This is a genomic window from Paraferrimonas sedimenticola (assembly GCF_002282855.1).
GTDB classification, from domain to species: Bacteria; Pseudomonadota; Gammaproteobacteria; order Enterobacterales; family Shewanellaceae; genus Paraferrimonas; species Paraferrimonas sedimenticola.
Genome location: NZ_NRIR01000007.1, coordinates 253,681 through 265,187 on the forward strand (window position 1 = coordinate 253,681; position 11,507 = coordinate 265,187).

Genomic DNA, 11,507 nt, shown 5'->3' on the forward strand with positions numbered 1-11,507 from the left:
ACACCAAATTATTTTTATGCAATATTTCTGAATAAATATTTTTTCATGATGAAACTACCTTCACTAAAACAGAATTTTTCTCAGCTCATCGCCACACCCTCTATTAGCTCGTTGGACCCCAAGCTGGATACCGACAACCAGCCCGTGCTGGATTTACTGGAATCTTGGCTAACCGACTTAGGGTTTGAGTGTCAGCGCCAGGCCGTGCCAGGCAGCCGGGGTAAGCACAACCTAGTGGCCAAATACGGCTCTGGGGATGGCGGTATCTTGTTCGCAGGTCATACCGACACTGTGCCTTTTGATGATTCCGGCTGGCATAGCGACCCCTTTGCGATGACCGAGAAAGACGACAAGTGGTACGGTTTGGGCACTTGCGATATGAAAGGTTTTTTTGCGATTGTCGCCGAGGCCTTATCCCAACTACCGCTGAAAAATCTAAAGCGACCTGTGTACGTATTTGCCAGTGCTGACGAAGAAACCACCATGGCTGGGGCTAAAGCATTGGCGGCCGATCCTATCATCAATCCAGATTTCGCCATCATCGGCGAGCCCACCGGATTACAACCTGTGTATCTGCACAAAGGCCACATGGCCACCGGGATTAGAGTGCACGGCCGCAGCGGTCACTCCTCGGATCCAGACAATGGACTGAATGCTATTGGCGTTATGCACAAGGTGTTGAGTCAGTTGATGAAACTGCAGGAATACCTCAAGTCCAACTATTCTACCGACGACTTCACTGTCGGCTATCCAACCCTGAACTTCGGCAAGATTGAAGGGGGCGATGCGGCCAATCGCATTTGTGGCTGCTGTGAATTGCACATAGATATTCGTCCACTTCCGGGGCTGGCACTAGCCGAACTCAACGCGCTAGTGGTACAGTTTTTGTCTGGGCTCCAACAAGAGTATCCAAACTGTATTGATGTCAAAGAGTTATACCCAGGTGCCGAGCCTTTTAAAGGCGACAATAACAATGCCTTTAGCGACTTAGTGGCCCATGTCACCGGTAAGCAGCCCATGGCGGTGAACTACGCCACCGAAGCACCTTATATTCAAAGCCTAGGCTGTCAAACCTTGGTGCTTGGGCCAGGGAGCATAGACCAAGCACACCAGCCCAATGAGTACTTGGCGCTGGATCAATTACAACCCAGCGTAGATTTGATAAAAACCCTTGTGCACCAATGTTGTAGTCAGGCCAATATGACAAAAAACGCTTAGACCATATGGAGTGAACCAATGACCGATATGTACGCGTCGCTAAAATCTAACGTTCATATGTTAGGAGACGTGCTGGGACAAACCATCCAAGACAGCGAAGGCCCTGAGTTTCTCGAAAAGATTGAAACCATTCGCCAGTTAGCCAAGGCCTCTCGAAGCGGTGATGTAGAAGCTCGCCAAAGCATGCTCAATGTGCTGCGTGGGCTGAGCGACGATGAGCTAGTACCGGTAGCTAAGGCCTTTAACCAGTTTCTCAATTTGGCCAACACCGCCGAGCAATTTCACACCATCAGCCGCAACTGCGACGAGCTGGTATGCGTACCGGACCCGGTTGACCAATTGCTAGGTCGCCTGCTCAACGGCGACATTCAACACGATAAGATCATCGACAGCCTCAACAACCTAGACATTGACTTGGTTTTGACCGCCCACCCAACCGAGGTATCGCGCCAGACCCTTATTCACAAGTACGATGCCTTGGTGGACGTGTTAAGCGAACTTGAGCATCCGCAGATCAGCGATAACGAACGCACCCAGCTTATGCTGCGCCTACGTCAGCTGATTGCACAAATGTGGCACACCAACGAAATTCGCCAAATTCGCCCGACGCCAGTGGATGAGGCCAGTTGGGGACGCGCTGCCATTGAAACCTCTTTATGGCAAGCGGTGCCTCAATTCTTACGTCGCCTCAACGACAAACTGGTTGAGCGTACCGGACAGGAGCTCCCCGTAACCTTAGCGCCTATACGATTTAGTTCATGGATGGGCGGCGATCGCGATGGTAACCCGTTTGTGACCTCAGAGGTGACTCGTGAGGTCCTGTTGCGCAATCGCATTGGCGCCGCTCGAATGTTCCTAAAAGACGTGGATGCGCTGATCGATGAGCTGTCCATGAGCAAAGCCAGTGATGAGCTACTGTCACAGGTCAACAATCGTGCCGAACCCTATCGCTGCGTGCTCAAGCAATTGCGCAAACAGCTTCGCAACACCTGGGATCACTACAAAGCGGAATTACGCGGTGAAACCGGTCAGTATGGCGATCAGCTGATCATTAAGGCTGAGCAAATTTTTGATCCTATTCACTTGTGTTATCGCAGCCTCTATTCACAGGGCCTGCGCTTAATTGCTAACGGCTTATTGCTGGATGTGCTGCGCCGAGTGGCCTGCTTTGGTGTCTCCCTAACTCGTTTGGATATTCGCCAAGACGCTGCCCGTCACGAAAGTGCCATCGCTGAGCTCACTCGCTATTTGGGCTTGGGCGATTACGCCAGTTGGAGCGAGAAAGAGAAGCAGAACTTCTTGCTCGGTGAGCTGACCAATAAGCGTCCATTGATCTCAGCTAGCTGGGAGCCGTCAGAGGACACCGCCGAAGTGCTGCGCACCTGCAAACTGGTGGCGCAAACCGATGGCGAGGTCTTAGGTTCTTATGTGATATCTATGGCTAGCGAGCCATCCGATGTACTAGCGGTACTGTTACTACTCAAAGAGTTTGGCGCTCGCCACAAAATGCGAGTGGTCCCTTTGTTTGAGACCTTAGACGATCTCAACCACGCCGCCTCGGCGATTAAAGACTTGTTAGACGTCGATTGGTATCTGGGCTACTGCCAAGGTCATCAAGAGGTGATGATTGGCTACTCAGATTCGGCCAAAGACGCCGGTGTAATGGCCGCGGCTTGGGCGCAGTATCGGGCACAAGAAGACTTGGTAGAGGTGTGCAACAAAGCCGGCGTGAAACTTACTCTATTCCACGGCCGCGGGGGCACCATTGGTCGCGGCGGTGGTCCTGCTCACTCGGCTATTTTGTCGCAACCGCCGGGTTCGGTGGACGGACGAATTCGAGTCACAGAGCAAGGGGAAATGATCCGCTTTAAGTTTGGCCTACCAAAATTGGCGGTACAAAGCTTGGCCCTGTACACCTCTGCGGTAATGGAAGCCACCTTGCTGCCACCGCCGGCACCAAAACAAAGTTGGCGCGAGTGTATCTCCAAGATGGCGGACTACTCGGTGGACTGTTATCGCAATGTGGTGCGTCACGACCCGGATTTCGTTCCCTACTTCCGCGCCGCCACTCCAGAAGTCGAGCTATCTATGCTGCCACTGGGCTCACGCCCGGCCAAGCGCAACCCTCAGGGTGGCGTTGAAAGCTTGCGCGCGATTCCATGGATCTTTGCCTGGAGTCAAAACCGCATGATGCTGCCGGCTTGGCTAGGTGCTGGAGAGTCACTGCAAATGGCCATCGATGAGGGCAATACCGAGCTGATTCAAGAGATGATCCAGCACTGGCCGTTTTTCCAGGCTCGAGTGTCTTGGCTAGAGATGGTATTGGCCAAAGCCGAGCCCAACTTGTCGCGCTACTACGAGGCCTCATTGGTACCAGAGGAGCTTCGCAAAGTCGGTACTGGCATGCGTCAAAAGCTGCAGCAAGGCATAGAGATCATTTTGGACCTCACCGGCGAGCAGCGTTTGATGGAGCACACCCCTTGGAACCGGGAATCGGTGGAATTGAGAAACCCTTACATTGATCCGCTAAACTTCCTACAAGCGGAAATGTTAGCGCGTCTGCGTAGTTCCAAAGACAAGGCAAATCAGGAACATGTCGAACAGGCACTGTTACTGACCATTGCTGGGGTCGCCGCAGGTATGCGTAACACAGGATAGGAAGCATCAATGACAAGAGTCTTAATCGCGCTGATGGCGTTACTGCTTGGCGGCTGTGCCAGTCAGTACTCCATCAGTGAGTCCGAGCTGGAAAACTACATAGAGGACAAGGTCAGTTTCGAAACCGAATCGGTTCGAACCCCTTTGTTTGCCACGGAAACCAGCCTCAATGACATCAAGGTGACTCTGGGCCATAAGGCCGACACCATGAAGGTTGCGGCCACTTCCAAAATCAAAATATCCAATCCCATCTTTCCTTTATCGGCATCGATTCACGCCGAGTTTGAAGCCCAACCCTATTACGACCCTAGCCAAAAAGCCCTTTACCTGCGCCAATTAGAGCTAGTAAAACTAGAATCGGAGCCAAGAGAGTTGAATCAGGCGCTGGCGCAAATCACGCCGCAGGCAATTAACTTTTTGCGCTATTTTCTCGAAAACCAGGCAATTTACCGATTGGATACCAAACAGTGGGACCAAGCCACCTTGGCCAAAATGACTAAGCAGGTGAAGGTCACTCCGGGCTACATCAGTTTCGTGTTCAAGGAGTAACAAGGAGCGCAGGGACATGCAGCTAAACTGCGATTTAGGCGAAGGACAAGACAACGACCCACTCTTGATGCCTTATTTGGATCAAGCCAATATCGCCTGCGGTGGTCATGCGGGCAGTCTCGATTCAATATTGGCCACCTTGCAGCTCGCCAAACGACATGGGGTTGCGGTGGGTGCTCATCCAGGCTATCCAGATCCTGAGCATTTTGGCCGCCGCTCCTTGGGTATGCCTTTTGAAGACTTAAGCGATAGCCTGCAACAGCAACTCACTCTGTTTGACCAAGCCTGCGGGCAACTTGATATGACGTGGGACTTCATCAAAGTCCACGGTGCCCTGTACAACGATATGATGGCCGATACTCAGTTGTTGAGTCAGCTGTTTGAGTGGGCGCAACAATACTACCCTGAAAAGGCATGGGTTATTCAAAGCTCGCCGGCTTTCGAGACCCATCAACAATTGGCCCAAAACGCCGGTATCAAGGTGCGATTTGAGGCCTTTGCCGATCGCAACTATCAGAACAATGGGGCCTTGCAACCAAGGAGCCAACCCCAAGCTCTCATCGACAACCCAGAGCAAGCGGCCCAGCGCCTGCGCCACTATCAGGCCAATGCCAGTCTAATTTCATTAAAGGGCCAGGCGCTGAGTTTTCCTGTGGATACCTGGTGTGTCCATTCTGACAGCGCCAATGCGCTAGCCATTACCCAAGCTTGCCGAAGAGCCTTAAATGAGCAAGGCCATTAGTTTTCGTTTAAGTGCTGTGGCGCTTCGCAGTATTCAAATTCAAGCGCCCAAACTACCGGCGCTGGCTTGGCGACAGCTTGCGGAGGACCTAGCCGACCACTTCCCGGTCAGTGACTATGTAATTGCCTTTGACTGTTTACAAGTCAGCTTTGCCGGCCAATTGCCGGCGCGAGCCATCTTGCCTCGATTAAGCGAGTTTTGCCAAAACTGGCGCTACCGCCCTTCGTCGATCGAACCAAGGCAGGTGGTGGTGCCTGTGTATTACAGTCAGCAATCTGGTGCCGACTTAGCCTCGCTTGCCGAAAGGACCGAGCTTTCGCCAGAAGCGATAGTCGATTGTCACACCAGCCAAACCTACCAAGTTGCCGCGGTGGGCTTTCAAGCAGGGTTTGCCTACCTCGAAGGATTAGCGTCGGTTTTGCATACTCCAAGGCACAGTACGCCAAGAGCCCGAGTACCCGCTGGTAGTGTGGCCATCGCCAATGGTCAGTGTGCTATTTACCCTCAAGCGAGTCCTGGCGGCTGGAATTTGATTGGGCGTACGCCGGTGCCACAAGCATGGCTAAACGAGCTCGACAGTCTGCTAAAGGTAGGAGATACCCTGGTCTTTGAAGCCATTAGCCAAGAGCAGTATCTGAGCATGGGAGGTGAGCTTGATTGAGCCGACTTTCCAAATTCTGGTAGAGCGATGCCAAGCGCCGATTCAATTGGTAGACGGCGGGACTGTCGGCCTGCGGCACCTAGGAGTTTCTTTTGGCGGCGCCGCTGATCCCATGGCCTTGGGGTACACCAACCACTTGCTGGGAAAGCCTACCCATTCCTGTGCGCTAGAAATACGCTTTGGCCAGTGTGAATTGAGGTTTGAACAAGCGGGATTAATAGCCCTTGGTGGTGCCGACGCCAAGGCTCGATTAAACGGCAAGTTATTGGACAACTGGCAGTGTGTTGCAGTGAAGTCCGGTGACAATTTACAGCTGAGCATGCCCCAATTTGGGGTGTATACCTACCTGGCGATGGCTGCAGATTTTAGTGGTATTGCGAATAGTGACAACTACCAAACTGGCGATGCCATTAAATACACGCCGACCCAAAGTTCAGCGCGTGGGCCGTTGCCCATATCCCTTCGACCCGACTACGCCGGTAATCTAACCCTGAAGCTGATTCCAGCACAAAGCTTCAATCAGTTGACGCCGGCCAATCTGGCGTCACTACTCAATGTGGAAGCGCAACTAATGGGTGACAGCAATACCATGGGCGTGCGAGTGGATTCGGAGTTAGATGCCAAGCTTATGCCCTTGATGCGCTCAATACCCACCCTGCCCGGTTCCGTTCAGTTGCCACCAGATGGTAACCCCATCGTTTTGCTGAAAGACTGCCAAACCATAGGCGGCTACCCGCAGATCGGTCGTGTGCACGCGTTGCAGCTGGGCTTATTGGCGCAACGCCGCCCCGGCCAGAAACTTCGCTGGCAGCTAGCAAGCTGCCAGCAAGAATGGCGCGCCTGGCGCAAATGGCGGAATTGGCTGGCGAGCTAGCTATGGCGCGTTAGCATGGGGTAATCGGCAATCGGATTTTGCCCCAGCATTGCTCGTCGAAGCATATCGTAGGCCACCGCACAGCTCATTTTGCGGATCCAGCTACGGCTGCGACTGCCAAACTGAATTCGTTGACTGACCACACCCTCTCGACTAGCTAAGCCAAAACACACAGTGCCAACGGGTTTGTCTTCGCTACCGCCATCAGGCCCAGCGACACCAGTAACAGAAACGCCAAAATCGCAATCAAGAACCGCACGCGCGCCCTCGGCCATGGCTTCTGCGGTTTGCAATGAGACAGCGCCGTGGTGCTCTAGCGTGCTGGCAGGCACCCCAAGTAGGGTCTGTTTGGCTTGATTGGAATAGGTCACCAAGCTGGTTTGCAGATAAGCACTAGAGCCCGGGAACTCAACCAACTGACTGGCCAACTGGCCGCCGGTACAAGACTCTGCCGCGGCGATTTTTAGCTCAGAATCGAGCAATTGGTGATGCAAGCACTCGGCGATGGTGGGGTAGTCTTCGCCCACTAGTGCATCGCCAATTAGGCTTTTGATAGTGTCGCATTGGGCTTGATAAAGCGCCTGGTCCGCAATGTCGCGAGCAATCAGCTTTACTTCCATCTGAGGCGCCGACGCTCGAAAGCCTAAGGTACAACCGGGTGCGAGTTTCAAAGATTCCAGTAGGCTAGCTAGCTGCGACTCCCCCACCCCAAAGGTCATCCACTTTTTCACCTGCACCTGTGACTGACGCTGATTAATTGAAGTGATAAACGGCAAAATATGATCGAGCATCATGCGCTTGAGTTCGTGAGGCACTCCGGGGGTAAAGATAAGCCAAGCGCGATTGTGTTTGACTCGAAAACCACAGGCGGTACCCACAGGGTTATCGATCATCACTGCACCACTTGGCAGCATTGTCTGTTTGCGATTGTTGTCCGTCATAGGGCGGCCGCGAGCAGCCCACCAAGCCGAGAGTTTGTCGTACCATTCTTGGTTAAGCTCGAGCTCGACGCCCATGGCTTTGGCCATGGCTTGTGCTGATAAATCATCGTCAGTGGGCCCCAAACCACCGTTAACTAGAATCACATCGGCCTGTTGACTGCGATGATTAAACACTTCAACGAGATCGTCCATGCGATCCCCCACTGTCGTTTTGCGACTGAACTCAAGCCCAACATCTTGCAACTGATTAGCCAGCCAAGTCGCATTGGTATCGGTAATTTGCCCCGACAAGACTTCTTCACCAGTACAGATAAGCTCAATATTCATGGGGTTATCGTCTTCCGTTTGTTAAATTTTTGGTCATCCAGACTAGCACGAAACTCGATTTGGCGAACACCAAAACCCAGTCAAAAATTAACCCTGTGCTAATACTGTTTACTCAGCCAGCAGCGCTTGATTGAGATCAATTTGACTACCCTATAAGGGTGAAGCTCGATTACAAGTATCTAAAAAAATTCAGATCCCTTTGCGAAACTTGGATCTAAGTCACGCTACAACTTTGCCACTGAGTGGGAAGCATGACTTATAATATGAACATGATTTGGTCAGACCTGAGTTTCTCAAAAACGATTAGAAACTCTAAAGACGGAACTCAGACCAAACGATTTTTGATGACATTTTAGGAGACTGCCATGAATTGGCGTGCAATTTTTAAACCTAGTGCCAAGTACTCGATCTTTGCACTTTTAGCCGTGGGTATCATTGTTGGTGTTGTTGGTTACTTCACCACTCAGCAAGTTCTACACGCAACCAGTACTGATGAGTTCTGTATGTCCTGTCACAGCAACCACTCACTGAAAGACGAAGTGTTGGCCTCTGTTCACGGTGGCGGTAAGAGCGGTATCGTTGTTGAGTGTCAGCAGTGTCACGTTGCTCAAGACCCATTTGGTTACCTGAAGAAGAAAATCATCGTATCTAAAGACGTAATCGGTTACCTGACTATTGACGGCTTTAACACTCAAGAGTGGTTAGAAGAGAACCGTGCTGAGCAAGCTGAACTGGCTGCTCGATACTTCCGTCAAATCGATTCTTCTACTTGTCAGAACTGCCACAACCGCATTTACGAAGACCAGCCAGAAACCATGAAGAAAATGGCTGTTAAGATGCACACTCGTAACTTCGAAGCCAAAGGTACAGAGAAGTACAAGACTTGTATCGACTGTCACCAAGGTGTTGCTCACCCATTCCCTCGCGAAGGTAAGTCACCTAAGTTCCGCGCTGCTAAGTAAGCCGAACTGAACCTGTCTCAAAACGCTCGCCAATTGGCGAGCGTTTTTTTATGGGCGACTGACAATTCTCAATGTGTTTTTAGCCAGCCTGAGTGAAGTTATAGGCTTTACCCATACTGGCCAAAGTTATGATTTTACTAACAGGAGCGACCGGTAAAACCGGATTTGCGCTAGCCCAACGACTAAGCCGTCAAGGCACTCCCTTTCGAGTTAATCTGCGCAATAGCGAGCAAGCCAATCGTTTTAGCGGCATGGGCTGTGATATTGTCGTCGGCGATCTCACCAAGCCACAGGCACGTCGCCAAGCATTGGCAGGTGTCGAGCAAGTCTGCTTGATTTTGGCGAACTTTGAAGGTCAGCAAGCCACCGAGCAGGCCATCATTCAAGAAGCCGCGGAGCAAGGCGTGCAACGAGTAGTCAAACTCTCGTCCATAGAAGCTCACCCTGACATCAAAGCTCGAATTCCGCAAAGCCATTTTCAAGTGGAGCAGAGTCTCAAAGCCAGCGGTTTGGACTATTGTATGGTGCGCCCCAATTTCTTTATGCAGAACTTGTTGGCCAATATGCCAAGCATTCAACAAAACGGCTCGTTCAGCTACCCAGCCGCCGGTGCACGCACAGCCATGATAGATATTGAGGATGTGGCAGATTTCATGGCAGCCGTGCTACAAGATAGAAGCCTGCGAGACCAAAGTTTTGATATCAGTGGGCCTGAGATTTTGAGTTTCGAGCAAGTCGCCACAACCATAGGCCAACAGCTTGGGCGAGAAGTGGCTTTTCAGGCTTGTAGTGCTAAAGATTTAGAAGACAAACTGAAAGGCTATTTAGACCCATGGCAAACCGAGGCCGTGGTGGAATTGCTTAGCGACTTGGTGCTCGATCAGTCCGCACGACTCAGTGATGATTTTGAAGCCGTACTGAAAAGGCCGCCAAGATCCTTACAAGAGTTTGTCGCCGGCAGCCCGGCCTTTAACTAGGCCACTGCTCTATGGCAGAGAGCGCAGCAGTTCTGCCAAGTTGGTAGGATGCCTCTACTTTGGCTGAGCTTCGGCTCAAACGACTCAATTTGAGCCCTTCTGGCGGGCACACTTCCAAAACCTTAACACCCTGTGGTGGATTGCGAATTAAATCTAAGGTTGCGTTGTACTCATGCGCTCTTTGATTCAGGCGCCTTGCCACTAAAGGAGAGCTCTTGAGCAAAGCGTTAGTGATAAAGTCGGTCTTAGTGTGCGGCTTTCGATAGCTCTTTGGTTGGCTGCGGATCACCATAATTTGAGTAGCTCCCTGCTCGATCGCTTTTGCAACCGGTATCGAATCAGCCACACCACCGTCCACATAAGTTTGACCATTAAGCTCAACGCCATTGCGATAATATCCAGGTAAAGCGCTACTGGCCTTCATGGTATCGGCAAGACTCTCAGGCGTCGCTAAATGGTACTCAGCCTCTGCGGTGCTCTGATTGGTAACCACCAGATAAAATGGCCGCCCGTCCGCTTGCATAGCATTGTGATCAATACCCAATTCTCTGAGAGTTATCTCCCACATCCAATCTAGGTCGATAAGATCGCCACCCCGTAAGAACTGCCAAGGGCGTACAAACTCTCTTCGAAGCGCGTAGTCTGTGTATATCTTATGATTTCGCCCTGGCATCTTAGCCTGGTAAGCCCCAACATTGGTCGCTCCAGATGACACACCCCAAAGGCTATCAAACGGCGAGAAGTCCTTCTCTAGAAAGACATCCAGCACACCACAAGAAAAAGCCCCTCGCAGCGCACCACCTTCCACTATCAGAGCACGAGGCCCAACTCTATCCATGTTCGTATTCCTAACCAAGACGCAGAAGATTCTATCAGCGATCCATTAAGATTAAACCAGTCCTTCTATACTCAATAGGAGTAACCGCCGGTTATTAGCTCTAGTCAGCAGGTACTAAAGGCTCGAGAATTATAAGCTCGAAGAGAGCTCACATGGGGGTGAGGAAGAACGACGCAAAGCGTCGCAGCTGACGAACGCGGAACGAAGTGGAGCTGGGACCCCTGCGGCGCTCGGTGTTGATTTAGTATGCAGAATAAAAACCGCAGGCGGCTGACCGCGAGGGTAGGACACCGTGAGGTGTCCAATACGAAAAAAGCCCCTGTCGTTAGACAGGGGCTGTTTCGTATTTGGTGCCTGGCGGTGACCTACTCTCACATGGGGAAACCCCACACTACCATCGGCGCTATTGCGTTTCACTGCTGAGTTCGGAATGGGATCAGGTGGGTCCACAATGCTATGGCCGCCAAGCGTATTTTGCGTCATTCACTTCGTCTTATGCCATTGCGGCGAAGCGTATGAAAACTGGTGCTGATAGGCAGATTTGAACTGCCGACCTCACCCTTACCAAGGGTGCGCTCTACCAACTGAGCTATATCAGCGAAAATAAAACCCCAGCTTTCGCTGAGGCTTATTTTGTTTGAAGCCTGGCGGTGACCTACTCTCACATGGGGAAGCCCCACACTACCATCGGCGCTATTGCGTTTCACTGCTGAGTTCGGAATGGGATCAGGTGGGTCCACAATGCTATGGCCGCCAAGCA

General features: G+C 51.7%; 10 protein-coding genes, 1 tRNA gene and 2 rRNA genes. 8 read left to right on the plus strand and 5 right to left on the minus strand.

Features of this window, described 5'->3' with window-relative positions; translation table 11 throughout:
• Window positions 1–45 precede the first annotated feature (45 nt).
• Genes argE through CLC93_RS13760 form a run of 6 tightly spaced genes read left to right on the plus strand, consistent with a single transcriptional unit; the run spans window position 46 to window position 6,702 of the window.
• A complete protein-coding gene (gene argE, locus CLC93_RS13735) occupies window positions 46–1,218 on the plus strand; it encodes an acetylornithine deacetylase (RefSeq protein ID WP_095506552.1) in 1,173 nt (390 codons plus the stop codon).
• An 18-nt stretch (window positions 1,219–1,236) separates the two neighbouring features.
• Complete coding sequence (ppc, locus tag CLC93_RS13740; protein WP_095506553.1) at window positions 1,237–3,876, plus strand: phosphoenolpyruvate carboxylase; 2,640 nt, start codon at window positions 1,237–1,239, stop codon at window positions 3,874–3,876.
• A gap of 9 nt (window positions 3,877–3,885) precedes the next feature.
• Window positions 3,886–4,425, plus strand: coding sequence for a YceB family lipoprotein (locus CLC93_RS13745; protein ID WP_095506554.1), 540 nt, complete (start codon window positions 3,886–3,888; stop codon window positions 4,423–4,425).
• A 16-nt stretch (window positions 4,426–4,441) separates the two neighbouring features.
• A complete protein-coding gene (gene pxpA / locus CLC93_RS13750) occupies window positions 4,442–5,167 on the plus strand; it encodes a 5-oxoprolinase subunit PxpA (RefSeq protein ID WP_095506555.1) in 726 nt (241 codons plus the stop codon).
• On the plus strand, window positions 5,151–5,828 hold the full coding sequence (locus CLC93_RS13755) for a 5-oxoprolinase subunit B family protein (protein WP_095506556.1): 678 nt from the start codon (window positions 5,151–5,153) through the stop codon (window positions 5,826–5,828). The genes pxpA and CLC93_RS13755 overlap by 17 nt, the downstream gene beginning before the upstream one ends.
• Window positions 5,821–6,702: a 5-oxoprolinase subunit C family protein gene (locus CLC93_RS13760; RefSeq protein WP_141237401.1), complete on the plus strand. Its 882-nt coding sequence runs from the start codon at window positions 5,821–5,823 to the stop codon at window positions 6,700–6,702. Before CLC93_RS13755 ends, CLC93_RS13760 begins: the two co-directional genes overlap by 8 nt.
• Here CLC93_RS13760 and CLC93_RS13765 read toward each other — a convergent pair.
• Window positions 6,699–7,970: a competence/damage-inducible protein A gene (locus CLC93_RS13765; RefSeq protein WP_095506558.1), complete on the minus strand. Its 1,272-nt coding sequence runs from the start codon at window positions 7,968–7,970 to the stop codon at window positions 6,699–6,701. The two genes, CLC93_RS13760 and CLC93_RS13765, sit on opposite strands and share 4 nt — an antisense overlap.
• A 365-nt stretch (window positions 7,971–8,335) precedes the next feature.
• On the opposite strand from CLC93_RS13765, the gene CLC93_RS13770 reads away from it, so the two are divergent.
• Together CLC93_RS13770 and CLC93_RS13775 are read left to right on the plus strand one after the other, a co-directional pair.
• A complete protein-coding gene (locus tag CLC93_RS13770) occupies window positions 8,336–8,932 on the plus strand; it encodes a NapC/NirT family cytochrome c (RefSeq protein WP_095506559.1) in 597 nt (198 codons plus the stop codon).
• A gap of 128 nt (window positions 8,933–9,060) precedes the next feature.
• The gene (locus CLC93_RS13775; RefSeq protein ID WP_095506560.1) at window positions 9,061–9,909 is read left to right on the plus strand and encodes an NmrA family NAD(P)-binding protein; all 849 of its coding nucleotides are present in this window, start codon (window positions 9,061–9,063) and stop codon (window positions 9,907–9,909) included.
• Here the strand turns inward: CLC93_RS13775 and CLC93_RS13780 are convergent.
• From CLC93_RS13780 to rrf (CLC93_RS13795), 4 genes are all read right to left on the minus strand, one after another.
• Window positions 9,902–10,747 carry a patatin-like phospholipase family protein gene (locus CLC93_RS13780; protein ID WP_095506561.1) on the minus strand — a complete coding sequence of 282 codons (846 nt, stop codon included), beginning with the start codon at window positions 10,745–10,747 and terminating at the stop codon, window positions 9,902–9,904. The genes CLC93_RS13775 and CLC93_RS13780 overlap by 8 nt on opposite strands.
• A gap of 352 nt (window positions 10,748–11,099) precedes the next feature.
• Window positions 11,100–11,215: ribosomal RNA gene (gene rrf / locus CLC93_RS13785) — 5S ribosomal RNA — on the minus strand.
• A 55-nt stretch (window positions 11,216–11,270) separates the two neighbouring features.
• A tRNA-Thr gene (locus CLC93_RS13790) sits at window positions 11,271–11,346 on the minus strand.
• Window positions 11,347–11,389: 43 nt separating this feature from the next.
• A 5S ribosomal RNA gene (rrf, locus tag CLC93_RS13795) occupies window positions 11,390–11,505 on the minus strand.
• Between the last annotated feature and the right edge of the window lie 2 nt (window positions 11,506–11,507).

Excerpts from the sequence above, each read along its gene's own strand:
- argE (WP_095506552.1), top strand. The coding sequence starts at position 46 with ATGATGAAACTACCTTCACTAAAACAGAATTTTTCTCAGCTCATCGCC.
- ppc (WP_095506553.1), top strand. The coding sequence starts at position 1,237 with ATGACCGATATGTACGCGTCGCTAAAATCTAACGTTCATATGTTAGGA.
- CLC93_RS13745 (WP_095506554.1), top strand. The coding sequence starts at position 3,886 with ATGACAAGAGTCTTAATCGCGCTGATGGCGTTACTGCTTGGCGGCTGT.
- pxpA (WP_095506555.1), top strand. The coding sequence starts at position 4,442 with ATGCAGCTAAACTGCGATTTAGGCGAAGGACAAGACAACGACCCACTC.
- CLC93_RS13755 (WP_095506556.1), top strand. The coding sequence starts at position 5,151 with ATGAGCAAGGCCATTAGTTTTCGTTTAAGTGCTGTGGCGCTTCGCAGT.
- CLC93_RS13765 (WP_095506558.1), bottom strand. The coding sequence starts at position 7,970 with ATGAATATTGAGCTTATCTGTACTGGTGAAGAAGTCTTGTCGGGGCAA.
- CLC93_RS13770 (WP_095506559.1), top strand. The coding sequence starts at position 8,336 with ATGAATTGGCGTGCAATTTTTAAACCTAGTGCCAAGTACTCGATCTTT.
- CLC93_RS13775 (WP_095506560.1), top strand. The coding sequence starts at position 9,061 with ATGATTTTACTAACAGGAGCGACCGGTAAAACCGGATTTGCGCTAGCC.
- CLC93_RS13780 (WP_095506561.1), bottom strand. The coding sequence starts at position 10,747 with ATGGATAGAGTTGGGCCTCGTGCTCTGATAGTGGAAGGTGGTGCGCTG.